This is a genomic window from Mycobacterium gordonae, assembly GCF_002101675.1.
GTDB classification, from domain to species: domain Bacteria; phylum Actinomycetota; class Actinomycetes; order Mycobacteriales; family Mycobacteriaceae; genus Mycobacterium; species Mycobacterium gordonae.
The window spans coordinates 1-24,521 of sequence record NZ_LQOY01000227.1; the positions used below are offsets into that span (position 1 = coordinate 1).

Sequence of the window (24,521 nt, forward strand, 5' to 3'; positions counted from 1 at the left end):
CTCCGGTGCCGCCGCCCGCGCCGACCAGCCCGCTCAGTGCCCCGCTGGCACCGCCGGCCCCGCCGGCCCCGCCGCCGTAACCGAACGGAGGTCCCGCCTGACCTGACCCGCCGGCCCCGCCGTCACCGATCAACCACCCGCCGGGCGCGCCGTTGGCTCCGGTCCCGGGGGCGGCGTTCGCGCCGTTGCCAATCAGCGGGCGTCCGGTCAACGCCATGACCGGCACATTCACCGCGTCCACCACTTCCAGCAGCGTCTGTTCGAAGCCTTGCAGCGACAACAGGTTGGTGGCTTCAGCGGTCGCGTAGGCGCCCGCGCCCGAGATCAAAGCCTGTTGAAACTGCCTCTGGCACAGGGCAATCTGAGCACCCACCGACTGATACGACTGGGCATAGCCGCCGAACATCCGGGCAATGGCTGACGAAACCTCGTCAGCGGCCGCGGCCGCGATCTCCGTGGTCGACGGCGCCGCCGAAACGGACGCTTTCCTGATCGCCTCGGCGATCCCGTTCAGATCCGCTGACGCCGCGGCCAAAGCCTCAGGTGCTGCGAGTAAGTAGGTCGGCATCTGCGGCTCCCATCAGTCAACGGGGCGATTCGATCGGGGTAACTCTATGCATACGGAATGCAAATGGGAACACCTATTGCGCGGCGCGGCGGACTCGGCTAGGGCGCAGCCGCCAGGTTGGTCCGACGATGGTCGGGTTACCGCGTTTCGTATCTGCAGATGGGCGGCACACCGGTGATTGGCCACTCGATACCGGTTCTGTGCCAACGTAATCCGGACGGCGGTCCTCGCTATTTCCAGAAGTCATTCATCGGCGTGGCGTCGGCGCCGCCGGCACCTCATCCGCGGCCGCTATCCCGGTCGTCGACGGTGCCCACGATGCCGTGGCCTTGCGGATCGCCCCCGATTCCGCTCACATCCGCTGACGCCGTGGCCAGAGCCGCAGGTGTTGCGATCAGATAAGTCGACAGCCTGCGGCTACCGACATCGGGGCGACTCGAACGGCTAAATATCTCAGAAGAGCAGCAATGTGAACCACCATCGAGGTGAATTCGGGCCGCCCAGCTCGATCCGCCGCGATGTGCCGGGCGGGTTTGCGCCGCCGCCGCGCGCCTAACCGAAAAGTCTCAACTAGAGGTTTACCCTTCAGTCCGTGATGGTCGGGGAGTGCGCACTGCTGCCGGAGTTCGATGTCCTGTCGGCGCTGGATTTCGACACCGAGATCCCATGCATCTGCCGGAAGTTCTGCGACGAGGCGGACCATGCGGCAGACTGGTGGATCACCCTGTCGTGCGGGTGCCGATACCCGTTCTGCAGCAAGGCATTACGGATGTCGAAGCTGCGATTGAGGATTCGGCCGCTGACGTGTCGACTCTGTTCGTCGCATGACATCGTGATCAGTCGGGTGAAGCGCACGTAGCTCGGCGGGGCGTAACCTTCTCAGCGCTCTACCACCGGCAACCGTAATGCGGCCGGAGCATCTCCCGGCACCACCGGCCGCTGCGGCGCCACCGGCACCAGCCGCTGGTACGCCGCACCGAGGCCCGGCCGCGCATCTTCCTCATTGACATTGGGCCAGAACGACATTGCCCGCTCGGCCTGGGCGGTGATGGTCAGCGAGGGGTTCACCCCGATGTTGGCGGAGATGGCTGAACCATCGACCACATGCAGCCCGGGGTGTCCGTACACCCGGTGATAGGGGTCGATCACGCCGGTCTGCGGTGAATCCCCGATGGTGCACCCGCCCAGGAAGTGGGCTGTCATCGGGATGTCGAAGATTTCGCCGACGCTGCTGTAGGGCATCCCGCCGATGTCCTCGGCAAGTTGGCGCACGGCCTCGTTCGCTTTCGGGATCCAAGTGGGGTTGGGCACCCCGTGGCCCTGCCGGGACGACAGCTTGACTCCGCCGAACCGCCGCCGTTTCGGAAACAACGTCAGCGAGTTGTCCTCGGTCTGCATGACCAGCGCGATGACGGTGCGCTGCGACCAGGTCCGGAGCCCGGCGTACACCGATGCCGCCTGCCCCGGATGGCGCAGCACCTGCCCCAGCCACCGCAGCCACCGCGGCGCGCGCCCGCCGCCGTCGGTCATCACGGTGGTCAACATCCCCATCGACTGGGGGCCCTTGCCGTAGCGGACCGGTTCGATGTGCGTCTTGTCGTCCGGGTGGATCGACGACGTGATCGCCACACCGTGATGGAAGCCGGCGTCGCGACCCTGACGCATCCGCACGCTGGCGCCGCACAGCGCCTCGGAATTTGTGCGCGTCAGCACCCCGAGCCGGTCGGAGATCCCGCTCAGCGTGCCGTCGGCCTTCATCCGGTGCAGCAACTGCTGGGTGCCCCAGGTCCCGGCCGCGAAGATCACCTGCTGGGCGGTGATGGTGCCGGCGGTGCGCCGTGACCACCAGCTTCCGCTGCGAACGGTGTCGACGGCATACCCGCCATCGGCAAGGGGACGTACCCTGACGACGGTCGTCAGATCGTGCACCTTCGCACCGGCCCGCTCGGCCAGATACAGGTAGTTCTTCATCAGCGTGTTCTTCGCGTTGTGCCGGCACCCCGTCATGCACTCGCCGACCTCGATGCACCCGCGCCGGCGCGGGCCGGCTCCGCCGAAGAACGGATCGTCCACTTCCACACCGGGTTTGGGCTTGTTGTCCGGTCCGAAGTACACCCCGACGGGCGTCATGCCGAACGTGTCGCCGACGCCGAGGTCCTCGGCGACCTTGCGCAGCGCCACATCCGAAGCCGTCATCGTCGGGTTTCGGACTACGCCCAGCATGCGCTTGGCCTGGTCATAGTAGGGAGCCAGCTCGTCGCGCCAATCGGTGATGTGCGCCCACTGCCGATCCCGGTAGAAGGCGTCCGATTTGGGCTCGTACAACGTGTTGGCGTAGTTGAGCGAACCGCCGCCCACGCCCGCCCCGGCGAGCACGATCACGTCGGGCAGCACGTGGATGCGCTGAATTCCGGTGCAGCCCAGCTTGGGTGCCCACAGGAAGTTCCGCAGGTCCAGGCTGTTCTTGGGGAACTGCGCGTCCTCGAAACGCCGGCCCGCCTCCAAAACGCCGACCCGGTAACCTTTTTCGGTGAGCCGCAGTGCGGACACCGATCCGCCGAAGCCGGAGCCGATCACCACCACGTCGTAGTCCACAGCTTCCACCTTCTCTTACTTGACGCCGGGCAGTCGTTTGAGCGCGCGCAGCCCGCCGGTCATCACCTTCGCGTACCGGTCCGCCCGCAACCACCGCGGCGCGCCCACCGGCAGCACCCGCTCTATCGCGATGGTTTGCGACTCGGTGTATTTCAGGATGCCGTGCTCGCCGTGGCGGCGACCGAGGCCGGAGTCCTTCATGCCGCCCATCGGTGCGTCGACCGACGCCCACGCCGCGGCATAGCCTTCGTTGACGTTGACGGTGCCGGCCTGCAGTTGAGCGGCGACGCGGCGGCCGCGCTGCGGATCGGAAGTCCAGACGCTGAAATTCAGCCCGAAGGCGCTGTCGTTGGCTTTGGCGATCGCCTCCTCTTCGCTGTCCACCGGATACAGCGACACCACCGGGCCGAACGTCTCGTCGGCGAAGGCGGCCATTCCCTCCTTGACCCCGGTCATGATCGTCGGCTCATAGAAGTACGGCCCGACGTCGGGTCGGGGCTTGCCGCCGGTGAGCACGGTCGCGCCTTTGGCCACGGCATCGTCGACGTGGTGGATGACGGTGTTCAGTTGGGTCTCGTTGATCAGCGAACCCATGTCGGCCTTGTAGTCGAGCCCCGCCGACAACACCATGCTCTCCGTCGCGGTGACAAACGCCGGAACGAAGCTTTCCCACAGCATCTTCGGCACATAGATGCGTTCGATCGAGATGCACAGCTGCCCGGAGTTCGAGAAGCAGGCGCGGGTGGCCCCCTGTGCGGCCTTCTCGACGTCGGCGTCGTCGAGCACCAGCAGGGCGTTCTTGCCGCCGAGCTCCATCGAACAGTCGATCAGCCGTTCGCCGGCCTGCGCGGCGACCAGCCGGCCCACCCGGGTGGAGCCGGTGAACATCAGAAAGTCGGACTGCTCGATGATCGGCGTCCCGAGTTCGGACCCGGGGCCGGTGACGATCTGCACGAGACCGGGTGGCATGCCGGCCTCTTCGAGCAACCGCACCGCCCACAGCGTCGAAAACGGTGTCCGCTCATCGGGTTTGATCAGCACCGCGTTGCCGGCCACGATCGCCGGGAGGGCGTCGCTGATGCCCAGCGTCAGCGGGTAGTTCCACGGTGCGATCACGCCGACCAGCCCTTTGGGGTGGTGGTATTCCCACACCTCGGTCAGCACCAGCTGAACACCCTGGCGCCGTTGGGGTTTGAGGTACTCCTCGGCCGTGTGGGCGTAGTAGCGGGTGGTCAGCGCGACGTCGATGACCTCCTCGAACGCGTGTCCGCGGGCCTTGCCGTTCTCGGACTGGATGATGTCGAGCACCTCATCCTGGCGCTTGAGCACCAGGTCGTGCATGCGCAACAGGACTGCGGCCCGTTCGGCGATCGGCCTGCGGGCCCAGCTCTTCTGCGCCTGCCTGGCCCGGGCGGCCGCAGCGACGACGTCATCGGCGGTGCAGTGCGGCACCCGGCCGAGCGGCGCGCCCGTCATCGCGTTGGTGACTTCGCGATCGTCCCTGGGTTGGACGGTCTGGACCCGGGCAGCCAGGGAGTCGAAGATCGGGTTGGTGTCGACAAGAGCGGTCATTGTGCGGGACCTCCAGTGGTCGCAAGGGCGGACTCGTGGCTCGCGTCCGTTCGGTAATGGACGGGGTCGAAGAAGCGGGTCTGGCGCCGGTAGTCGAAGGTGAAGCTCGGCCAGTTGTTGGTGTTCTTGCCCGCCTCGGTGACATACCAGCTGTCGCAACCGCCCTGCCACACCGTCTTCTTCAAAGCCCGCTGCAGTTCGTCGTTGTAGTCGTCGTAAGCCTCGGGGCGCACGTCGATCCACTTGGCGCCGTGGCTGGCGGCATGCCGCAGCGCCTCCAGCACATAGTCGGTCTGAGACTCCAGCATGTAGATGATCGAGTTGTGGCCCAGGTTGGTGTTCGGGCCGTACAAGATGAAAAGGTTCGGAAATCCGCTGACCGCAATGCCTTTGAACGCCTCGGCACCGCCGGTGGCGCGCCAGACCTCGTGCAGATTTCGCCCGCCTGAACCGACGACGGTCATGGGCGCCAGAAAGTCGTTCGCGGCGAAGCCGGTTCCGAAAATGATGGTGTCGACGTCACATTCGGTCCCGTCCGCAGCGACGAAACCGGTAGGCGTCACACGCGTGAGCCCGGCCGGGATCACCTCGACATTCGGACGGCTCAGCGCCGAATACCAGTCGTTGGACAGCAAGACCCGCTTGCAGCCGATCGGGTAGTCGGGCCGCAGCTTGTCCCGCAAGTTCTCGTCATCGATCTGTGAATGCAGGTGGCGCCGCCACATCCCTTCCAGCACTTTGATGCCGACTCCCTTGGTCAGCGGAATCACCCGCGCCTCGTGGTAGACATACTGGCGAGTGCGACTCAAGGCGAGTGAGCCGGCGAAGTGCCGGTACAGGTACTTCTCCAGCGGTAGGTAACGCCGGTCGGGCTTGGGCAACACGTACGGCGCGGAACGTTGCAGCACATACATCTGGTCCACCAGCGGAGCGATCTGCGGGACGAACTGGATCGCCGAGGCGCCGGTGCCGACCACCGCCACCCGCTTGCCGCGCAAGTCGTAATCGTGGTCCCAGCGGGCGGAATGGAAGGCGTGGCCGGAGAAGTCCGCCAGGCCCGGCAGGTCAGGGTCGGCGGGCAGGCTCAGTTGTCCGGTGGCCGTCACGAGGAAAGCCGACGTCACCGCGTCACCGTCGGAGGTTTCGACGGTCCACTGGCCTGAGGCTTCGTCGAACCTGGCGCCCGTCACCTCCCGGCCGAATTGGATGTGGTCGACGACTCCGTACTTGCGGGCGCAATGATCGATGTAGCTCTGAATCTCCGGCTGCGTCCCGTATTTGCGGGACCAGTCGTGGCTCGGCTCAAAGGAATACGAGTACAGGTGTGACGGGACATCGCAGGCGGCGCCGGGATAGGTGTTGTCCCGCCAGACTCCGCCGACCCGATCGCCCTTGTCCAGAATCGTGAACGGGATGCCGGCTCGCCGCAATTTGATCCCCATGCAGATGCCGCCGAAGCCGGCTCCGATGATCGTGACTCCACCGCGGTGACCGATCATCGATGTCACAAGGTTCTCCTTCGGCCGGAAGGCAGTCGCTGCCCCTAAGGATGCCCCGGAATCGGAAACGCAATCATGCGGTATGCGAACCGGCGGGACCTGACGCGAAGGCGCGCAATTCCCGAGAACGGTTGGGTTTCAAAGCAACAGAACTGTGAACCCCAGCCGAAGCAGGCGCGCATCTGCCGCGCTCAGCCCTCAGACCAATCGAAAGGATCGTCAATGCCATCACGCAGCACAGTCATTCGTTCACTACACGACCTGGGCGCGGCCGCTTGGTTCGGCGGATCGCTCATGGGTGCGGTCGGCCTCAACGGAGCCGGCGCCGCCGTCCGCGACCCGCAGGACCGTGCTCGAGTCTCGGCAACCGGTTGGGCGAAGTGGGCGCCCGTCAATGCCGCGGCCATCGGTGCACATCTGCTGGGCGGCGGGGCGATCCTCTACAACAACCGCAAGCGCGCCCGGTACCAGAGCGGCGTCACGTCGAACACCGCGGCGAAGCTGGCCGTGACCGGCGCCGCCCTGGGCGCCACTGCCTACAGCGGCGCGCTGGGCGCGAAAGTCGCTCAAGCCGACGGCCATCCCGCAGCAGGAGCGACCGAGCCGTCGCCGTCGACGCCGGATCAAGCCGCCACGGCGCAGAAGCAGTTGAAGTACCTGCAGTGGGCACTGCCCCTCCTCACCGGGACGATCCTCATCCTCGGTGCACAGCAGGGTGAACAACAGCGTCCCAGCCAGATGATCTCCGGGTTCGGCAACAAGCTGACACGCAAGGCGAGCTGACCGCAATGGTGCATCAGATACCGGAGCCGGTGAACAAAGTTGTCACCAAGGTGGTGAGCATGGTCGCCGACACGGCGCCGAGCGCCGCCAAGGCGCAAACCGTCACCATCGCCTGCAAACCGGAGCGCATCGAACAGCTCTGGCGCGATCCGGAACAGCTCTCGGTGGTGCTCGGCGACATCGCCGAGGTCGAAACGATCGGGAATGACCGCTATCGCTGGCAGCTCATGGAAGGACCGGCCTGGGAGTCGCGCCTCGCCGCCGAACCGGGCCGGCTCCGCTATGTCGGCACCTCCGACGACAACGAACTCGCCGTCGAATATCGGCCCGCACCAAATGATCTCGGCACCGAGGTCACCCTGCGCGTCAAGGTGCCGGCTCCCGGGCTGCTCTCCGGCGCGGCCGCGTTCAAGGTGCTCTACCGGACGCGCGCGCTGATCCAGACGGGCGAAGTGCCGACCATCCGGTCCAACCCCAGCGCGCGGAAATCCGCGCGGTAAGAGCCGTAGGAAGGGCGAACCATGCGCGCACTGTGCTGGAACGGCGTCAACGACCTGTCAGTGGAGACCGTCGACGACCCGAAAATCCTTAACCCCCACGATGTGATTGTCGAAGTCCGGCTAACCACCACCTGTGGTTCGGACCTGCACTTCATCGACGGCTACCTGCCCGGGATGCGGGAAGGTGATGTCTTCGGCCACGAATTCATGGGAATGGTGGCCGAGACGGGCCAGGAGGTGCGCGACATCAAGGTCGGTGACCGGGTGGTGGTGCCGTCCTTCATCGCCTGCGACAGCTGCTGGTACTGCGAGCACGAGATGTACGCGTGCTGCGACACCACCAACCCCAACGCCGAACTGCAACAGCCCCTGCTCGGTTACCCGTCCGGCGGGATCTACGGCTACACCCATCCGTTCGGGGGCTACGCCGGGTCGCACGCCCAATACGTGCGGGTGCCGTTCGGGGACACCAATTGCTTTGTCATTCCTGGCGATATCAGCGACGAGCAGGCCCTGTTTCTCTCCGACGCCGCCCCCACCGGATTCATGGGCGCCGATTTCTGCGACATCTCCGGCGGCGATACCGTCGCGGTCTGGGGAGCCGGCGGGGTCGGCCTGATGGCCGCCCGCAGCGCGCTGTTGCTGGGCGCCGACCGCGCCATCGTCGTCGACCGGATCCCGGAGCGATTGGAATTGGCCCGCAACGGCTTCGGGCTGGAGACCGTCGACTACACCGCCGTGGACAGCGTGCACGAGACGCTGCGGGAGATGACCGGCGGCCGCGGCCCCGACGCCTGTATCGACGCGGTCGGCATGGAAGGCCACGGCACCGGGGTCCAGCAGCTCTACGACAGAGCCAAGCAACTGCTGCGGATGGAGACCGACCGCGCCAGCGCCATGCGCCAGGCCATCCTCGCCTGCCGCAAAGGGGGAGTGGTGTCGGTGCTCGGCGTGTACGGGGTGACCGACAAGTTCCCCATGGGTGTGCTCACCAATAAGGGCCTGACCCTGAAAACGTCGCAGCAGCATGGTCAGCGCTACATCACCCGGTTGTTCGACTACGTCGAGCAGGGCGACCTGGACCCGGCCAAGCTGATCACCCACGACCTGCCACTCGAGCAGGGCGTGCTCGCCTACGACCTGTTCAAGAACAAGAAAGACAACTGCATCCGGGTCGCACTGCGGCCCTGACGCACGGAGGGAGAGTCATGACTGTCCAAGTCGGCGATGTCCGCCGGTTGCTGGCGCACCAGGATTCCGACGCCGCAATGGTTTTGATCCAGGGCCGGGTCGAGGTCAGGACGCCGGCCGAACTGGAATCACCGGATTGCCGTGGCGCCCTGCACATCGCCTCGCGCCAGGAACTGGTGGATCGAGCCGGCACCGCGGAACTGTCCGAGCGGGATTTGAGCGAGCAGGCCGAGAGTCTCGACATGGCCGTGCGCAACCTGGGTGGCTGAGCCGATCTACTTGCGCCGCAACGCCACAATTTTGTCGTTGCGCCCGCCCACATATACGGTTCCGCTGTTGTCGACCGCCAACCCCCACGGGTAGTCGAGGCCGGTGAAGGGGAGTTCCTCCTGTGTCGTGGAGCCGACCGCGAGCTTCAGTGTGCGGTTGTGGCCGGTGTCGTTGAGATACACATTGCCCTGGGAGTCGAGCGTGAGGCCGCCCGGTTGCTTGAGGCCCGTAAACGGCAGTGCCGTCTGCTTTTTGGTGTCCACCGGCAGAACCAGGACGCGATTGTTGCCGCCGTCGGCCACATAGACGGTCCCGTTGCCGGTCACCACCAGACCTGTCGGGTTGTTCAGGCCGTTGAACGGCACTTCGCTGATCGTGTTCGAATTTGCGGCGAGCGCCACCACATGGTTCTTTCCGGTGTCGGCGACGTACACGGTCCGGCTGCTGTCGACCGTCAGTCCGGTCGGGTTCTCCAAGTCGGTGAACGGCAGCACCTCTTGGGTCTGACTACCCGGCCGCAACACCAGTACCCGCTTGTTGCCGGCGTCGTTGACGTAGACGGTGCCGGTGTTGTCCGCGGTCACTCCGGTGGGAAGGTTGAGCCCGTCGAACGGCAAGGTGTGGGGTTCGGTGGTGCCGGCGAACAGCGCAAGGATCCGATTGTGTTCGGTGTCAGCGATATACACCGTTCCGCCGATGTCCACCGACAGGCCCTGCGGGTCACGCAGGCCGGTGAACGGCAGCGTCACCTGCTCGTATTCGCTCTTTGATCCCCAGTTGCCGAGAAAGACGACGGCCGCCACGGTCAGGATCACCGCGAGCACGGCACCAGCGGCCACCGCCTTGCGGCGCCACCACGGACGGGGCCGGGCCGGCGGCACCGGTGCCGGGCGGGGGACCATCGGTTCCGGCTGCGGCACCGAGACCGGCCGCGCCATCGTTGGGTGGACATTTTGCGGCGGCGGCGGGGGTTTCGACGGCGGTCGCGGCGGTGGAGGCGGCGGTTGCCGCGGCGGGGGCGGTGGTTGCCGCCAATTGGTGTCGGGGCGGGGCAGTGGATTGGTATAGGCGGCAGGGGCCGGCTGCATCCGGATGGTCGGTGTCACCGTGGTCGCGGTGAGCGCGTTGCGGGCGTCGCGCGCAAGTTCCAGCGCGGTGTCGTAGCGGTCACCGGGGTTCTTGGCCATGCCTCGTGCGATGACCATGTCCAGGCTCGCCGGAATGTCGGGATTGGTGCTCGACGGCCGCGGCGGGGGCGCACTGCGGTGGCCGGTGATCTGCTCCTGCAGGGTGTCACCCGGAAACGGGGACTGTGCCGTCAGGCATTCATAGAGCACACAGGCCAACGAGTAGATGTCCGAGCGGGAGTCGACGTCTGCCGCGGTGAACCGTTCGGGGGCCATGTAGTGGTAGGTCCCGATGAAATTGCCGGTCGCCGTCAGGGACAGGTCATCCGCGGCGCGCGCGATCCCGAAGTCGATCAGGTAGGCGAAATCGTCGTGGTCGAGCAGAACATTGGACGGCTTGACGTCGCGGTGCAGCAGCCTTTCCCGGTGCGCGGCGTGCAATCCCTTGGCGACCTGGTCGATGATGGTCACCGCCCGGGCCGGCGGCAGCGGCCCCTGGTTCAGCACGGCCTGCAGGTCGTGACCCTCGATCAACCGCATGTCCACATAGAGCCGGCCGTTGATCTCGCCGTAGGTGTGGATCGGGATCAAATGTGGGCTGTTGAGTCGCGCGGTGGCGTGCGCCTCGCGCCGGAACCGCTGCTGGAACACCTCGTCGGTGGAAACGGCGGACGGCAGGATCTTCAGGGCGACGACTCGATCGGTGTCGGCGTCGTAGGCGCGCCATACTTCGCCCATGCCGCCCCGACCCATCAACTCGATGAGCCGGTACTTACCGAATGAAGTCTCCTGCAACAACGCCTCCCACATTTGTCACCACTGGCCCGACTGTAACGCGGGCACCTGTGACCAGTCACAGCATTTCACCGGGCCCGTTGTCGCGCCAGGTTAGCTGTGCGTTTGCCGTCCGTTAACCATTTTGGCAGCCTGCCGGAAATCGGGCACGGACGATTTTGGGTTCGGTAGTTGCCCTGGTCGAGTTGACTGATCGGCGTGAAGCCGTGGATGCCCGTGGTCATTGCCGCGGCGGTGCTGCTGGCGGGGTGCTCGGCGCACCGGTCCGGCCCGCGCCCGACGGTGCCCGCCTCTCCCGGCCCGACGACGGTGGGGCAGCTGTGTGACTCCCAAACCTGGCCCCGTCAGTTGCCGAACGTGGTCGGACGGTTGCTCTACCAGGCCAAAGACGGCGAGTTGGGGTGTTGGGACAATGTGCGGGGTGTCGCGCCGGACGGGCACGACCCGCTGCACAGCCCCGCCCAACCCGCGGAGAGGACCTACCGCATCGTCGCCGTGTCGCCGGCCGTGGGTACCCCGACCGGGCGCCACGATGTGGTGACGCTGGACCTTACCGAACTCGACCCGTTGCAGCCCCCCGCGTTCCGGCCGTGCGACTGGGTGAGCGAGGCCGAAGCCCGCGGCATGCTGGGCGGGCAAGTCACCCTCGAGCCCTACGGCGACCAGGCCGGGTCGGTCGACATCGCGTGCATCTACAACAAGCCGGGCGACATGGGCGACGGCGTCGAAGTGGATCTGCAGGTGCCGGGCGCTTTCCTGGTGGATGCGGCGTCGCAGTTCGCGCTGGACTCGCGGCACGGGACCGTGGTCGACGGTGTCGGCGTCAAGGCTGCCTGCGTCGATGACCCGACGACGTCACCGCCGTCCACCACTTTGCTGGTTTTGCTCGGCGGCGACCGGCTACTGCGGGTGATTCAAGGCAACGGGTCATGTGACGCGCTTAAACGCTTCGCACAGTTGGCAATTGGGCGTATCAGCTGAGGGGGCGGCGCGCCGCGTGCTGGACGAATTCGTGCAACGGACTGGGCTGACCTCGCGATCAGTCGCAGTGCAGCATGCGGATGCTGAAGACGGGACGCCCGCTACCGATATTGCCGTGGTGGTCGTGATCGAGCCGGCAGCCACATTCGCAATCGTGGCGGCAATCTCGGTCAAGAAGGCGGGATCGGCACCAGCACTGGGTGCTGCAGGGCGACGACCGCGGGATCTACGGGCCCGAGGGCGCGGCGCTGATGCGCCGGGTCCGTCGCCGCAGGTGAAGGGCGCTGTGCCCACCCGGGTTGTTACCATCGCGCGGTGAGCCGATTTTCCAGGCGCGACGTGCTGAAATGCGCCGCCGCAGCACCGGTCCTGCTCGCCGCGATGGTCACCGTCCCGCCGGCCTCGGCCGCCGGCATCGCCGGGATGAGCGTCTTTCTCGACCCGGGGCACAACGCCGTCGCCGACGCGTCGATCAACCAGCAGGTCCCCAACGGCCGCGGCGGGACCAAGCCGTGCAACACCTCGGGCACCGCGGCCGGCGACGGCTATCCAGAGCACGCGTTCACCTGGGACGTCACCACTATGGTCGCCGCCAACCTGAACAACCTCGGCGTCCGCACCGAGTTGTCCAGAGGAGACGACGGTTCCGTCGGCCCGTGCATCGACGAGCGCGCCGCCCGCGCCAACGCCATGCACCCGGACGCCATCGTCAGCATCCACGCCGACGGCGGACCCGCTTCCGGGCACGGCTTCCACGTCAACTACTCCAGCCCGCCGCTCAACGACGCCCAGTCGGGCGGCGCGATGCAGCTGGCCAACGCGATGCGCTCGGCCCTGATCTCCGCCGGGTTCCAGCCGTCGAACTATGTCGGCTCCGACGGCCTGTACGGTCGCGCCGACCTCGCCGGCCTCAACCTGGCCCAGTATCCGGCCGTGCTCGTCGAGCTCGGCAACATGAAGAACACCGAGGACGCCGCCCAGATCGAAAGTGCCGATGGCCGAGCGAAATACGCCTCCGCCGTGACTCAGGGGATCGTCGCCTATCTTCAAGCCAAGGCGAGCTAGCGTCCGCACCGCGATCGCGATCCTCGCAACCCTGGTTGTGGCGGCCGCGATCGTGACATTAACCGCCGTCTACACCTACCGGCACGCCCCCGTTCCGAAAAGGCCCCCGATGACGTCCCCCCACAGTGCACCGCCGCCCCAGAATGCCGACCTGGCCGCCGAATTCACTCAACTGGCGCGTAGCGTGAACGCGACGATGGCATTGGCCGTCACCGCCGTCGGCAGCAATCAGCCGCCGACGATTTACGGCGACTGGCAACAGGGTGCGGCCTGGTCGACCATCAAGGTGCCGCTGGCGATCGCCGCCTACCGGCAACAGCACACCATCACCGCCACCATGCAGGCCACCATCACCGAATCGGATAACACGGCGGCAGAAGCTCTTTGGCAGCAGCTCGGCGACCCCGTCACCGCTGCAGGCAAGGTGCAAGAGGTGCTGCGCGAGACCGGCGACCCGACCATCGTCGAATCACGAAAACTACGACCGCAATTCACCGCCTTCGGCCAGACCATCTGGTCGCTCGCCGATCAAGCCCACTTCATCGCGCAAGCTTTCTGCAACAAGCAGTACGACCCGATTTTCGCTTTGATGGGTCAGATTGTGCCGCAACAGCGTTGGGGCATCGGCGCGCTGCCCGGCGCGCAATTCAAAGGAGGCTGGGGTCCGTCCCCGGCCGAGAGGTATCTGGTGCGCCAGTTCGGCGTAGTCAACTCGGGCAGGCTCGCCGTCGCCATCGCGGCCGAGCCCGCGTCGGGGTCGTTCGACGACGGCACGCGCGCGCTCGACGAAGTCGCCGCCTGGCTGAGCGTCCGTCTCCCACAGCTACCCGCAGGCGGTTGCCCGGGAAACACCTAGACATCCCGGCGACGTGCCGCATAATCCCTACGGAGGAGGGCGTCAGCGGTGGATCAGCGGGTCGGTGCGACTTTCGGCAAGTACACGATCACCGGCGTCGTCGGCAAGGGCGGCATGGGCGAGGTCTACGAGGCCTACGACAATCAGATCGGCCGCACCGTCGCCCTGAAGATCATCAAGAGCCAGTTCGCCAACGACCGCCAGTACCGCGCCCGCTTCGAGCGTGAATCGCACGCCGCGGCGACGCTGCAGGAACCGCACGTCATTCCGATTCACGGCTTTGGGGAGATCGACGGCTCACTGTTCATCGACATGCGCCTGGTCCGCGGCAAGGACCTGGAAGGCCTGCTGGCCAACGGGCCGCTGGAGCCCGCACGCGCGGTGGCCATCGTCGCCCAGATCGCCGCGGCCCTCGATGCGGCGCACGCCGAAGGGCTCGTGCACCGCGACGTCAAGCCGCAGAACATCCTGGTCACCCCGGCGGACTTCGCCTACCTGGTCGACTTCGGGATCGCCGAAACGATGGGGGAGCACACCCGTCTGACCGCGGCGAACATGCGGGTCGGCTCGTGGGCCTATATGGCGCCGGAACGATTCTCCGACCGCGACATCACCCCGGCGGCCGACATCTACTCGCTGGCGTGTGTGTTGTACGAAGCGCTGACCGGCCAGCTTCCGTTCCCGGCGCAAACCCAGGGCGGCTTCGTCGCGGCGCACCTGTCGTCACCGCCGCCGCGGCCCAGCCTGGCCAATCCGCGAGTTCCGGCGGCGCTGGACGACGTCATCGCGCGCGGCATGGCTAAGGAGCCCGACGACCGGTACGGCAGCGCCGGAGCGTTCGGGCGGGCGGCCGAGCGGGCGCTGCGCAGCGGTGTCCGGACCGCGGTCGACCCGACGGACGAGTCGCCGACCCGCCCCGCGTCCTGGCCGCCCGCACCGCCACCGCAGCCGCCGACGGTCCAGCAGGTGTACCCGCAAACCTTTCCGCCCTATGGGCCGCCGTCCGGGCCGCAGCCCGTAGTCCCCAGCGAAGCTCCGGCAAGACCCCCGCGGCGCTGGCTGGCTCCTGCCGTGATCGGGGTCAGCGCGGTGCTCGTACTGGGCGGCATCGGCGTGGCCGTCGGACTGCTGGCGAAGAAGGAGGACACGCCGGCCGCTTCCACCGCGACCGTGCCGCCGACAATCCCGCCGTACTCGGGCGAGACGTCGTCGAACTCGCCGGAGCCGATCCCGTCGCGGCCGACCAACGCCGCGCCGCCCCTGGTCACCGGCCCCGACCAGAGCGCCAGCCACCAGAGCTGTGACCAGGGCTTCCAGATGAACGTCACCGGGTACGGCTCGCATGGCGGGCGCGGTTCCCCGCAAACATCGTGCTACTTCGCCAACGCAGTGCTGCATGCGTACTGGAACACCTACAACAACGCCACCAACGGCGCGCGCACGGTCTCGTCGCCGGGAGCCGTCGATTGCTTCACGGTGGCGGGCGCGAACTGCGATCCGAAAGCGCCGGCGAACTTCCTGATGCAGTGCGCCGGGGACGGCGCCAACCCGTGGATCAGATGTACCGGCGGCAAAGACGCCGTCGTCTATCTCTGGTAGCCGAAAAGCGTTACAGCAGTTGGGTAATCGCGGTGGTGATGGTGAGCACCAGGGTCGCGATCCCGATGATGTACACCTGGCGGCGCGCGGTGATCGGGGTCGGCAACGGGCGCTGGGCCAGCGTGTGCTGCCGTCGCCGCGCGATCACGTAGGTCGCCGACGCGGCGACGCAGGCCACCCCGGCCGGTAGCAGCGCGCCCAGTCGCTGTCCGGCGCCGTGAACGTCTTTGATAGCCAACAGCACTCCGTTGACCAGGAAGGCGAACGACGTCCTGGACCAGGCCAGCGTGGTGCGCTCGGCGGGCCCGCCTGGACCGGTCAACCCAGGACCACCTTGGCGATCACCATGCTCAGGGTGATCACCCCGAGAACGATGAGCCCGATCGCCAGCAGCCCGGGCGACGGGTGCCGGGGCAGCGGCTGCCCGCGACGCATCGCCCGTTCGGAAAGGCGCCAGCGCTGCAGGCCGGTCCAGCTCGTCGAGATGGCCAGCGCTGCCAAGCCGATGCCCATGATCCGGCGCGCGCCGACCACCACCAGTTCCGGGACGAAGTTCACCAGCGCGACCGCGGCCGCGAGCAGGCCCAATGCGGTGCGTTGCCAGGCCAGGAAGGTTCGCTCGTTGGCGAGGGTGAATCGGTAGTCGGGCTCCGTCTCTTCGACCCCGTCTTCCAGGGGAGCGCCATTGGCCACGGTGCACATCGTAGATTCAGCGGGTGCTGAAGGCGCTGTTATTCGATGTCCAGGGAACCGCGACCGACTTTCACTCCACGGTGTGCGACGAGGCGCGCCGGATCAGCGCCGGCCGCGACGCCGGGGTGGATTGGCCGGAGGTGGTTCGACGTTGGCGGGCAGGCTACTTCGCGGCCTTGGAGAGACCGCCGGCAGCGGTACCGAGCCAGGGTGTGTGGGTCTCGGTGGCTTCCGTCTACCGGACGGTGCTCGACACCGTCTTGGCCGAAGCCGGCTTCACCGACCTGACCGCGGCCGAGCGCGACGACCTCGCCCTGGCCTGGCAGCGGCTGCGGCCATGGCCGGATGTCTGGCCGGGGCTGACCCGCCTGCGCCGGACATACGTGCTGGCCACCCTGTCGAACGCCGACGTCAGCGCGGTGATCGCCATCTCCAAGCGCGCCGGCCTGCCCTGGGACGCCATCTTCACCGCGGAGATGGCCGGGGTGTTCAAGCCCGACCCGGCCGCCTACCGGATGGCCGCCGCCTACCTCGGTCTGCCTGCTGGCGAGATCATGATGGTGGCCAGCCACAAGTACGACTTGCGCGCCGCGGCTCGACTCGGTTTCCAGACCGCCTTCGTGGCCCGACCGCTCGAATTCGGCGCCGACGGCGTGGCGGATGTCGGCTATGAGGACGAGTTCGACGTCAACGCTTGTGATTTCGTCGATCTCGCCGACCAGCTCGTAGGGTGAGGCACATGCACTCTCTCTCCAAGGAACAGTTGTGGCGGCAGCGCACCGAGTGGCCGCTGGCCCTGGTCGCCGTCGCCTTCCTGATCATGTACTCGGTGCAGATCCTGGCCCGGCCGCACGGGACGGAGGCGCGCATCCTGTGGCTGCTGTGCTGGGTCGCCTGGGCGATGTTCGTCGGGGACTACTTCGCCCGCCTAGTCCTGGCAGACAACCGCCGCGAGTGGTTCCTGCTGCATCTGCTCGATCTGGTGATCGTCATGCTGCCGTTCCTGCGGCCGCTGCGGATGGTGCGGCTGATCGTGCTACTCGGGGTGTTGCAGAGGGCCGTCGGTCACGCCGTGCGTGGCCAGATCCTGATCTACACGGTGTCCGGGGTCCTGCTGCTGGTCTACACCGGCGCCCTGGCGGTGCTGGATGCTGAACGCCAGCAGGTGGGCACCACGATCAACAGTTTCGGCAAGGCCGTGTGGTGGGCGATCACCACGGTGACCACCGTGGGTTACGGAAACCTTTATCCGGTCACAGTGACCGGACGCGTGGTCGCGGTCTTGTTGATGATGGGGGGCATCACCCTGATCGGTGTGGTGACCGGGTCGCTCGCTTCGTGGATCGTGCAGCGGGTCTCCGAAAACGACACGGCTAATCAGGTGGCGACGGCCGCTCAGATCGACGAACTGCGCGGTGAGATCCGGGAGCTGGCCGAACAGCTGCGGGCGCGGGAGGCGACGGGGGCTTAGGTCGGGCTGGCAGGTGATATCGCCGGTGCTATCACGTTTGAACTCGCATCATGCCTTGCCTTCCAGGGGCGGAAGTGACGGCTGTGACGAAACTCTGACACATCAGTCACTTGTGTCCCGGCGGAGCTCGGCATGACTCCCGCGGGAAGGTGATATCGCCGGCGCTATCACGCTCTCCAGCAATGTCCCTCGCGTCTCCGGCAGCCGATAGGTACACCAGAGGCTGATCAGGACCAGCGCCCCGAGCATGAGCCCGATGGTCCAGCTGCCGTAGCGGACGCTCAACGGCTCGGCGATCAGGGGCGGAACCGCGCCGCCGAGGATGCCGGAGACGTTGATCGCCAGGCCGGCGCCGGTGTAGCGGTGCGACGTCGTGAACAGCTCCGGCACAAAGGATGTCATCGGGGCGTAGGCAAACGCGGCGACCGCATACGTGCCGGTGATGGCCGCGGTGAACAACACCGGGTTGTCGGTGTCGATCAACGGCAGCACAGCGAACGACCAGGGCACTGCGACGGCCCATCCGGACAGGATGACCGGACGCCGCCCGAACCGGTCGGACATCACGGCCGACAACGGAACCACCGCCGTCCACACCAGCCCACCGAGCAATCCCGCGACCAGGATCGCGTTGCGGGACAACCCGAGTGTGCCGTGCGCGTAGCTCACCAGGTAGGTGCCGGCCATGAACACGAAGGCGAACAGGGCCACGAAGCTGCCCGACGCCAGCGCCACGGTGCGCCCCTGTTGGCCCAGCACTTCGGCAAGCGGCGCCCGCGGCGGCGCGCTCTGGCGAACGAACACCGGGGTCTCTTCGATGCTGACCCGCACATACAAGGCGAAGGCAACCAGTAAACCGCTGAGCAGGAACGGGATTCGCCATCCCCAGTTGAGGAATGACGGGCTCGTCTCGCCGACGGTGGCGTTGACCAGAAGGAAGGTCACACCGGTCAGCACCATCGCGATTCCGGCGCCGATCGCGGTGAAGATGCCGTAGCGGCCGCGCTGGTCGAGCGGCGCGTATTCGGCTGCCAGCAAAGCCGATCCGGCCCACTCGCCGCCGACCGCGAATCCCTGCAGCAGGCGCAGTGTCAGGATGATCAGCGGCGCCGCCACACCGATCGTGGCCGCGCCCGGTGTGAGGCCCACCGCCACGGTCGAGAGACCCATGATCAATAGCGTGGCCACCAGCGTCGCTTTGCGTCCGATGCGGTCACCGAAGTGGCCGAATACGGCGCCGCCCAACGGCCGGGATATGAACGCGGCGGCGAACGTGCCCATCGAGGCGACCGTTGCCAGTGCCGGACTGAGGTCGGGGAAGAAGACCGTCGGGAACGTCAAAGCCGCGGCGGTGCCGTAGATGTAGAAGTCGTAGAACTCGACGGTGGTGCCCACCATGCACGCGAACGCAATGTGTTTGACGTTCACGATGTCCCTTCCGCTCTAGCCGTGCCGCGAATTCACCGTGCTAGGTTTGGCCGAGATGTTTCGCCGCCGCCTCACCGAAGCCCAGCATGTCATGCAGCCTGCTGTGCGGTTGCGCGAACAGGCCCAAGCGCTCGTCGATTACGTCGGACCCGGCGACACCGTCCTCGACGTCGGGTGCGGGACGGGGCATCTCTCGGTGTATCTGCGCGACATGTACGGGGTGGTGCCACACGGCATCGACGTCAAAGACGTCCGGCAGACCGACATTCCCTTCACGGAATTCGACGGCACGTCAATCCCGTTCCCAGACAACGCGTTCGACCACGTGATTCTCAGCGAGGTGTTGCACCACAGCCACGACCCGGTCCGGTTGGCCGCCGAATGTGACCGCGTCGCGCGCCGGCGCATCATCGTGTTCGAAGACATGCCGCAGGGACTGGTAGGCAAGCTCGCGCTGCAGGCGCACATGCAGGCGTTCGCCTACTACCGGCGCTACCCGTTTCGACCGGCGCGCCTCGACGAGTACCGCCAGGCGCTTGCCTGGCTGGCCACGAAAGCGGTTGACGTGCAACGGATTGCTCAACCACCGGAGTGGCTGACCGTCTACCCGCGGGTGCTGTTCATCTACGACCTGGAGGCGGGTGCTACCACGTGACCGGCAGCACCTTGATGCCGTGAATGAACTGCGACAGCAGTCGCCGCGGTTCCGCCGTCGCCACGATCTCGGGCATCTCGCGGCGCAGTTCGTCGAAAACCACCCGGATCTCCCGGCGGGCCAGGTTGGCGCCCAGACAGAAGTGCGCGCCGCCACCGCCGAACCCGACGTGCGGATTCGGGTTGCGTGCCACGTCGAAGCGCCACGGGTCGGCGAACTTCGACTCATCCCGGTTGGCCGAGCAGTACCACAGCGAAACCTTATCGCCCTCAGCCATTTTGGTGCCACTGAGCTCGAAGTCCCGGGTCAGGGTGCGGCGCATGTACACCACCGGTGAGGCCCACCGCACGATCTCCTCGGTCGCCGTGTGCGCCAGTCCGTCGTAGTCGGCCCACCACCGGTCCCGTTCTTCGGGATAGCGGGACAGTGCGAGCACCCCGTGGCTGATCGCGTTGCGGGTGGTCTCGTTGCCGGCCACCACCAGCAGGATGAAGAACGTCGCGATCTCCGACGACGACAGCCGCTCGCCGTTCACCTCGGCTTCCACCAGGGCGGTGGTCAGGTCGTCGTGGTGGTTGACCCGGCGGTCCTCGGCCAACGCCGTGGCGTACGCACCGATGTCCATCGAAACCTGCAGGAACTCGCCGAAATCGGTGGCCAAATCCGGGTCGCCGAAGCCGAGAATCACATTCGTCCAATGGAATATCTTCTGATGGTCGTCCTCGGGGATGCCCATCATGTCGCAGATGATCTGCAAGGGCAGCGGCCCGGCGATCTCACTGACCAGATCGGCCCGGCGGTCGGGATGGTTGGCCATCATGGACGTCACCAGCTGATGAGCGCGATCCCGCACCGACGCTTCGATGCGGGCCACCACTTTCGGGGTGAAGGCCCGGCTGACGATGGAGCGCAGCCGCTGGTGACGGGGATCGTCCATCACGATCATCGAACCGAAGTACTCGGCCAACTCCGGCGTCTGATCATTGATGGTGATGTTGGGGCTGGAGCTGAACAGCTCCGGGTGGCGGCTGGCGAAGAACACGTCGTCCAGCCGGGTCAGCGCCCAGTGCCCGTTGCCGGCGGTGAACCCTTCGAGTTCGATCGCCGGCCAGAACGAGATGGGCGCCTCGCGGCGCAAGGTGGCAAACGCGCCGTCGCGGTAGTCGTCGTCGAGCGCCCAGAAATCCAGCGAGCCCAGCGCGATGTCGGCCAGCGGGATCTCTGGTGGCGGCGTCCCATTCACCCGGGGCCTGAGGCCCGAGTCCGCGTCAGTTTTGAGGTCCATGCATCCTCCTTTACCTCCTCACCGTTGAGGAGGTGCCACCGGCGAGCCTAGACCGCTCAGTGCGAGCACATGGCGTGTCCGGGAGTCCCGGTGGAATGCGCGTCGTTGACCACGTTGCCGTCCACCACGATCTTGCAGGCGATGGTGCCCTGCCCCTGCGCGCTCAACACGAAGACCTGACCGCCGAAACCCTGGAAGTCCGTCGACCATGGCAGCGGCACATTCACCGCACGCTGCTGACCGGACTGAGTCTGATACGAGATGTATTCGGCCATCCCGGTGCCACTGACCTCGTAGTGAACCTGGGGGAATGCGCCCGGTGGTTTGAACGGGTCCGCGTGCGCCACACCATAGGTGGCGCCGAAGGCGGTGCCGGTGGCAATCAGGATCGAAGCTAAGCGACGACTGGTCATGGTTGTTCATCGTGTCATCACCCGCGGCGCCACACCAGAGTTTCGCCCGCTTTACCGGCGCAGCGACCGGCGGTCCGATGGTAGATGTCGCTTCGCCGCCCGCTTAGGGTGAAGCGGATAACCGAAAGAGGTGACTGGTCGATGACGCAGAGTGGCGTTAAGCGGGTGGTGGTGTGGGGCACCGGTTTTGTGGGCCGGATGGTGATCACCGAGATCGTCAAGCATCCACTGTTCGAGTTGGTGGGTGTCGGCGTCAGCAACCCGGACAAGGTGGGCCGCGACGTCGGCGACATCTGCGGACTCGACGAACCGGTCGGCGTCACCGCCACCAACGACGTCGACGCCCTGATCGCCCTCGAACCCGACGCGCTGGTGCACTACGGCCCGACGGCCATGCACGCCAAGGACAACATCTCACTGATCACCCGCTTCCTGCGGGCCGGCATCGACGTGTGCTCGACGGCGATGACGCCGTGGATCTGGCCGACCATGCCGCAGAATCCGCCGAACTGGATCACCCCCATCACCCAGGCGTGCGAGCTGGGGGAGTCCTCCTGCTTCACCACGGGTATCGACCCCGGCTTCGCCAACGACCTGTTTCCGATGACCCTGATGGGGCTGTGCTCGGAGGTTCGCAAAGTTCGGGCCTCAGAACTGCTGGACTACACCAACTACGAGGGCGACTACGAGCGGGAGATGGGCATCGGGCGCGAACCTGAGTTCAGCCCGATGCTGGAAAACCGCGACGTGCTGATCTTCGCGTGGGGCGCCACCGTCCCGATGATCGCCCATGCCGCCGGCGTCATGCTCGACGAGATGACCACCACCTGGGACAAGTGGGTGACCCCCACCGACCGCAAATCCGCCAAGGGCCTCATCAAGGCGGGCAACGTCGCCGCCGTCCGGTTCACCATCAACGGCCTCTACAAAGGGGAGACGCGCATCCAGCTCGAGCACGTCAACCGCATCGGGCTCGACGCCGCCCCGGACTGGCCGACCGGCCACGACAACGACGTGTACCGGGTGGATATCGAAGGCACGCCCAGCATCTTCCAGGAAACCGCGTTCCGCTTCACCGACGGCTCGGGCCGCGACGCCGCGGCCGCCGGATGCCTGGCGACCGGCATGCGGGCGCTCAACGCCGTCCCGGCGGTCAACGAGCTCTCCCCGGGCTGGGTGACCGCGCTGGATCTGCCACTCATTCCGGGTGCGGGTACGATCCGCTGACCAGCACTCATACAGTTCGTATAGGTTTTATCCATGAGTCGGGGGGACACGGGGATGAGGCCAGATGGCAGATGGAGCTAGGCCCGCACTGGGCCTGTCGATCGGTGCCACGAACCTGGCCGCGGTCACGCCCGATCACGCGATCACCCGCAAACCCGTCCTGACCCTCTACCGGCAGCGCCCGCCGGAGGTCGGGGTGCCGTCGGAGAATCCCAGGCTGGACGAACCCGGTCTGGTGATCACCGACTTCGTGGACCGGGTGGGCGACCGGGTCGGCATCGTGGCGGCCGACGGTTCCGTGCACCGCAGCGAAGCGCTGGTTGCCGACGGGTTGCGGGCGCTGGCCTACGCGGCAACCGGCGGGCGCGCCCTGCCCGACAATGTCGCGGTGACGTATCCGGCGCACTGGGCGCCGGCCGCGGTCGACGCGCTGGGCGGTGCGGTGAGCCGGGTGTCCGAGTGGTCGCACCAAGCCACGCCGGTGACGTTGATCCCGGATGCCGCGGCCGCCGTGTTCGCGGTGCGGGCCAATCCGGGCATACCGGCCCGGGGGAACGTCGCGGTGTGCGATTTCGGTGGCAGCGGAACCAGCATCACCCTGGTCGACGCCAGCGCCGACTACCAGCCGCTAGGCCCGACCGTCCGTCACCACGACTTCTCCGGCGACCTGGTCGACCAGTCGCTGCTGAGCTACGTCATGTCCGAGATGCCCGGCACCGGTTCGTTCGACCCGTCCGCCACCGCGGCGATCGGGTCGCTGAACCGCTTGCGGGCTGCCTGCCGCACAGCCAAGGAGCGGCTTTCGGCCACGACGGTGACCACACTCTCCGAGGCGGTGCCGGGGCTGCGCGGGGAGATCCGGCTGACCCGCAACGAACTCGAGGAGACGATCCGCGGCTCGCTCGACGGCGTGGTCGGTGTGCTCGAGGAATCCCTGCGCCGCAACGCATCCGGGTTGGTCGCCATCGTCACGGTCGGCGGCGGCGCCAACATCCCGGCGGTGACGACGTCGCTGTCCGGCCGGTTCGGGGTGCCGGTGATCACCACGCCGCGTCCGCAACTGACCGCCGCCATCGGCGGCGCGCTGCGCGCCGCACGGGGCCCTGGTGATACCAGCGCGACGACGCTGACTCCGGCCGCGTCGCCGCCGGTGGCTCCGCCGGCGCCGGAGCCGTCCGCGGAGGAGTACCAGGATGTGCCCGCCGCCGCTCCGGTGTCGGCGATGCAGCCCGCGCTCGCGTGGTCGGAAGCACAGGACGAATCGCGCCTGATGCCGGCGCTTGCGTCTGACTCGGGTTCGGCTTCGGGTTCGGGTTCGGGCTACACGGCCGCCCGGCCGCAGATGAAGTTCGAGCGCGAAGAACGCCCGGAACCCGAGCCGAAGGCTTCGCCGATTCCCTGGTACCGCCTGCCGGCGGTGATCATCATCAGCACGGTCGTCGCGGTGTTGCTGGTCGGCACCGCGGTGGCGATCGGGTTGACGTCGCACGGGAAGGGAAGCAAATCGCCGGGAGTCAACACGACCCCTCGTAGCTCCGCGCCGCCGCCTGCGACTACTAGCGAGAGCCCCAGTCCCGAGCCGCCGCCGGCATCGACGCCCGAACCCGCACCGACGACCCAGGCGCCGGCACCGCGCCCGCAGACCCAGGCGCCGGCGCCGGTGCAGACCACGCAGGCGCCGCCGCCGACGACCGAGGCGCCCGCACCCGCGACCACCACGGTGCCGCCGGCGACGACGACGCAGCCTCCGGTGACCACGGCGCCGCCGGTGCCGCAGGTACCGCAATTGCCGGGACCGGCCAACCCGAACCCGCCTGCGCCGCCACCGATTCCGCAGATACCGCAGATCCCGGGCCTACCGCAGCTGCCGGGGATAGCGAATGTGCCTGCGGTTCCTGCGGTTCCGGGCAGGCTGCAGGCCGGCTGAATCCGGTTTACCTGCCGGCCT

General features: G+C 67.0%; 24 protein-coding genes. 14 read left to right on the forward strand and 10 right to left on the reverse strand.

The features are described 5' to 3' along the window. The coding region (locus AWC08_RS28580; RefSeq protein WP_085088602.1) for a PE family protein at positions 1-568 on the reverse strand (568 nt) is incomplete at its 3' end. 595 nt (positions 569-1,163) lie between these two features. Between AWC08_RS28580 and AWC08_RS28585 the strand changes: the two genes are divergently transcribed. Then, positions 1,164-1,427, forward strand: coding sequence for a hypothetical protein (locus AWC08_RS28585; protein ID WP_065135963.1), 264 nt, complete (start codon positions 1,164-1,166; stop codon positions 1,425-1,427). A 20-nt stretch (positions 1,428-1,447) separates the two neighbouring features. Here the strand turns inward: AWC08_RS28585 and AWC08_RS28590 are convergent, their stop codons facing one another. Genes AWC08_RS28590 through AWC08_RS28600 form a run of 3 tightly spaced genes read right to left on the reverse strand, consistent with a single transcriptional unit; the run spans position 1,448 to position 6,234 of the window. Beyond that, complete coding sequence (locus AWC08_RS28590) at positions 1,448-3,172, reverse strand: GMC oxidoreductase (RefSeq protein WP_069432900.1); 1,725 nt, start codon at positions 3,170-3,172, stop codon at positions 1,448-1,450. A 6-nt stretch (positions 3,173-3,178) separates the two neighbouring features. After that, complete coding sequence (locus AWC08_RS28595) at positions 3,179-4,735, reverse strand: succinic semialdehyde dehydrogenase (protein ID WP_069432901.1); 1,557 nt, start codon at positions 4,733-4,735, stop codon at positions 3,179-3,181. Next, complete coding sequence (locus tag AWC08_RS28600) at positions 4,732-6,234, reverse strand: flavin-containing monooxygenase (protein WP_065135966.1); 1,503 nt, start codon at positions 6,232-6,234, stop codon at positions 4,732-4,734. The genes AWC08_RS28595 and AWC08_RS28600 overlap by 4 nt, the downstream gene beginning before the upstream one ends. A gap of 222 nt (positions 6,235-6,456) precedes the next feature. On the opposite strand from AWC08_RS28600, the gene AWC08_RS28605 reads away from it, so the two are divergent. Genes AWC08_RS28605 through AWC08_RS28620 form a run of 4 tightly spaced genes read left to right on the forward strand, consistent with a single transcriptional unit; the run spans position 6,457 to position 8,977 of the window. Continuing rightward, positions 6,457-7,017: a hypothetical protein gene (locus tag AWC08_RS28605; RefSeq protein WP_065135967.1), complete on the forward strand. Its 561-nt coding sequence runs from the start codon at positions 6,457-6,459 to the stop codon at positions 7,015-7,017. Between the two features lie 59 nt (positions 7,018-7,076). Beyond that, a complete protein-coding gene (locus AWC08_RS28610; RefSeq protein ID WP_232007753.1) occupies positions 7,077-7,517 on the forward strand; it encodes an SRPBCC family protein in 441 nt (146 codons plus the stop codon). A gap of 21 nt (positions 7,518-7,538) precedes the next feature. Next, a complete protein-coding gene (locus AWC08_RS28615; RefSeq protein WP_069432903.1) occupies positions 7,539-8,708 on the forward strand; it encodes a zinc-dependent alcohol dehydrogenase in 1,170 nt (389 codons plus the stop codon). Between the two features lie 17 nt (positions 8,709-8,725). Continuing rightward, positions 8,726-8,977, forward strand: coding sequence for a hypothetical protein (locus tag AWC08_RS28620; RefSeq protein ID WP_069432904.1), 252 nt, complete (start codon positions 8,726-8,728; stop codon positions 8,975-8,977). Positions 8,978-8,983: 6 nt separating this feature from the next. Here AWC08_RS28620 and AWC08_RS28625 read toward each other — a convergent pair whose 3' ends face one another. Beyond that, on the reverse strand, positions 8,984-10,900 hold the full coding sequence (locus AWC08_RS28625) for a serine/threonine-protein kinase PknD (RefSeq protein ID WP_082986593.1): 1,917 nt from the start codon (positions 10,898-10,900) through the stop codon (positions 8,984-8,986). A 210-nt stretch (positions 10,901-11,110) separates the two neighbouring features. Here AWC08_RS28625 and AWC08_RS28630 point away from each other — a divergent pair, with 210 nt between their 5' ends. From AWC08_RS28630 to AWC08_RS28645, 4 genes are all read left to right on the forward strand, one after another. Further along, entirely contained in the window at positions 11,111-11,881 is a 771-nt protein-coding gene (locus tag AWC08_RS28630) for a hypothetical protein (RefSeq protein WP_142283868.1), read from the forward strand. Positions 11,882-12,262: 381 nt separating this feature from the next. Next, positions 12,263-12,946: an Rv3717 family N-acetylmuramoyl-L-alanine amidase gene (locus AWC08_RS28635; RefSeq protein WP_082986594.1), complete on the forward strand. Its 684-nt coding sequence runs from the start codon at positions 12,263-12,265 to the stop codon at positions 12,944-12,946. Positions 12,947-13,055: 109 nt separating this feature from the next. After that, entirely contained in the window at positions 13,056-13,802 is a 747-nt protein-coding gene (locus AWC08_RS28640; RefSeq protein ID WP_232007754.1) for a class A beta-lactamase-related serine hydrolase, read from the forward strand. A gap of 48 nt (positions 13,803-13,850) precedes the next feature. Beyond that, a complete protein-coding gene (locus tag AWC08_RS28645) occupies positions 13,851-15,401 on the forward strand; it encodes a serine/threonine-protein kinase (RefSeq protein WP_085088604.1) in 1,551 nt (516 codons plus the stop codon). A 10-nt stretch (positions 15,402-15,411) separates the two neighbouring features. Here the strand turns inward: AWC08_RS28645 and AWC08_RS28650 are convergent, their stop codons facing one another. Further along, positions 15,412-15,723 (reverse strand): DUF202 domain-containing protein, encoded by a 312-nt coding sequence (locus AWC08_RS28650; protein ID WP_069432908.1) that lies wholly within the window; start codon positions 15,721-15,723, stop codon positions 15,412-15,414. After that, complete coding sequence (locus tag AWC08_RS28655; RefSeq protein WP_065135977.1) at positions 15,720-16,103, reverse strand: YidH family protein; 384 nt, start codon at positions 16,101-16,103, stop codon at positions 15,720-15,722. Before AWC08_RS28655 ends, AWC08_RS28650 begins: the two co-directional genes overlap by 4 nt. Positions 16,104-16,108: 5 nt before the next feature. On the opposite strand from AWC08_RS28655, the gene AWC08_RS28660 reads away from it, so the two are divergent. Together AWC08_RS28660 and AWC08_RS28665 are read left to right on the forward strand one after the other, a co-directional pair. Further along, on the forward strand, positions 16,109-16,828 hold the full coding sequence (locus tag AWC08_RS28660) for a haloacid dehalogenase type II (RefSeq protein ID WP_065135978.1): 720 nt from the start codon (positions 16,109-16,111) through the stop codon (positions 16,826-16,828). A gap of 5 nt (positions 16,829-16,833) precedes the next feature. Continuing rightward, positions 16,834-17,565, forward strand: coding sequence for a potassium channel family protein (locus AWC08_RS28665; protein WP_069432909.1), 732 nt, complete (start codon positions 16,834-16,836; stop codon positions 17,563-17,565). Positions 17,566-17,667: 102 nt separating this feature from the next. Here AWC08_RS28665 and AWC08_RS28670 read toward each other — a convergent pair whose 3' ends face one another. Next, positions 17,668-18,963 carry an MFS transporter gene (locus tag AWC08_RS28670; RefSeq protein WP_083271028.1) on the reverse strand — a complete coding sequence of 432 codons (1,296 nt, stop codon included), beginning with the start codon at positions 18,961-18,963 and terminating at the stop codon, positions 17,668-17,670. 85 nt (positions 18,964-19,048) lie between these two features. Here AWC08_RS28670 and AWC08_RS28675 point away from each other — a divergent pair, with 85 nt between their 5' ends. After that, positions 19,049-19,648 carry a class I SAM-dependent methyltransferase gene (locus AWC08_RS28675; protein WP_065135981.1) on the forward strand — a complete coding sequence of 200 codons (600 nt, stop codon included), beginning with the start codon at positions 19,049-19,051 and terminating at the stop codon, positions 19,646-19,648. On the opposite strand, the gene AWC08_RS28680 is transcribed toward AWC08_RS28675, so the two are convergent. Further along, entirely contained in the window at positions 19,638-20,933 is a 1,296-nt protein-coding gene (locus AWC08_RS28680) for a cytochrome P450 (protein WP_065135982.1), read from the reverse strand. The genes AWC08_RS28675 and AWC08_RS28680 overlap by 11 nt on opposite strands. A 56-nt stretch (positions 20,934-20,989) precedes the next feature. Beyond that, the gene (locus tag AWC08_RS28685) at positions 20,990-21,346 is read right to left on the reverse strand and encodes an MmpS family transport accessory protein (protein ID WP_065135983.1); all 357 of its coding nucleotides are present in this window, start codon (positions 21,344-21,346) and stop codon (positions 20,990-20,992) included. A gap of 141 nt (positions 21,347-21,487) precedes the next feature. On the opposite strand from AWC08_RS28685, the gene AWC08_RS28690 reads away from it, so the two are divergent. After that, complete coding sequence (locus AWC08_RS28690) at positions 21,488-22,573, forward strand: NAD(P)H-dependent amine dehydrogenase family protein (protein ID WP_069432911.1); 1,086 nt, start codon at positions 21,488-21,490, stop codon at positions 22,571-22,573. Between the two features lie 64 nt (positions 22,574-22,637). Next, positions 22,638-24,500 (forward strand): Hsp70 family protein, encoded by a 1,863-nt coding sequence (locus tag AWC08_RS28695; RefSeq protein ID WP_085088607.1) that lies wholly within the window; start codon positions 22,638-22,640, stop codon positions 24,498-24,500. Positions 24,501-24,521 lie beyond the last annotated feature (21 nt).

Coding starts and splice junctions, on each gene's coding strand:
- AWC08_RS28585 (WP_065135963.1), top strand. CDS start 1,164: ATGGTCGGGGAGTGCGCACTGCTGCCGGAGTTCGATGTCCTGTCGGCG.
- AWC08_RS28595 (WP_069432901.1), bottom strand. CDS start 4,735: ATGACCGCTCTTGTCGACACCAACCCGATCTTCGACTCCCTGGCTGCC.
- AWC08_RS28600 (WP_065135966.1), bottom strand. CDS start 6,234: ATGATCGGTCACCGCGGTGGAGTCACGATCATCGGAGCCGGCTTCGGC.
- AWC08_RS28605 (WP_065135967.1), top strand. CDS start 6,457: ATGCCATCACGCAGCACAGTCATTCGTTCACTACACGACCTGGGCGCG.
- AWC08_RS28610 (WP_232007753.1), top strand. CDS start 7,077: ATGGTCGCCGACACGGCGCCGAGCGCCGCCAAGGCGCAAACCGTCACC.
- AWC08_RS28615 (WP_069432903.1), top strand. CDS start 7,539: ATGCGCGCACTGTGCTGGAACGGCGTCAACGACCTGTCAGTGGAGACC.
- AWC08_RS28620 (WP_069432904.1), top strand. CDS start 8,726: ATGACTGTCCAAGTCGGCGATGTCCGCCGGTTGCTGGCGCACCAGGAT.
- AWC08_RS28630 (WP_142283868.1), top strand. CDS start 11,111: ATGCCCGTGGTCATTGCCGCGGCGGTGCTGCTGGCGGGGTGCTCGGCG.
- AWC08_RS28635 (WP_082986594.1), top strand. CDS start 12,263: ATGGTCACCGTCCCGCCGGCCTCGGCCGCCGGCATCGCCGGGATGAGC.
- AWC08_RS28640 (WP_232007754.1), top strand. CDS start 13,056: ATGACGTCCCCCCACAGTGCACCGCCGCCCCAGAATGCCGACCTGGCC.
- AWC08_RS28655 (WP_065135977.1), bottom strand. CDS start 16,103: ATGTGCACCGTGGCCAATGGCGCTCCCCTGGAAGACGGGGTCGAAGAG.
- AWC08_RS28665 (WP_069432909.1), top strand. CDS start 16,834: ATGCACTCTCTCTCCAAGGAACAGTTGTGGCGGCAGCGCACCGAGTGG.
- AWC08_RS28670 (WP_083271028.1), bottom strand. CDS start 18,963: ATGGTGGGCACCACCGTCGAGTTCTACGACTTCTACATCTACGGCACC.
- AWC08_RS28675 (WP_065135981.1), top strand. CDS start 19,049: ATGTTTCGCCGCCGCCTCACCGAAGCCCAGCATGTCATGCAGCCTGCT.
- AWC08_RS28680 (WP_065135982.1), bottom strand. CDS start 20,933: ATGGACCTCAAAACTGACGCGGACTCGGGCCTCAGGCCCCGGGTGAAT.
- AWC08_RS28685 (WP_065135983.1), bottom strand. CDS start 21,346: ATGACCAGTCGTCGCTTAGCTTCGATCCTGATTGCCACCGGCACCGCC.
- AWC08_RS28690 (WP_069432911.1), top strand. CDS start 21,488: ATGACGCAGAGTGGCGTTAAGCGGGTGGTGGTGTGGGGCACCGGTTTT.
- AWC08_RS28695 (WP_085088607.1), top strand. CDS start 22,638: ATGGCAGATGGAGCTAGGCCCGCACTGGGCCTGTCGATCGGTGCCACG.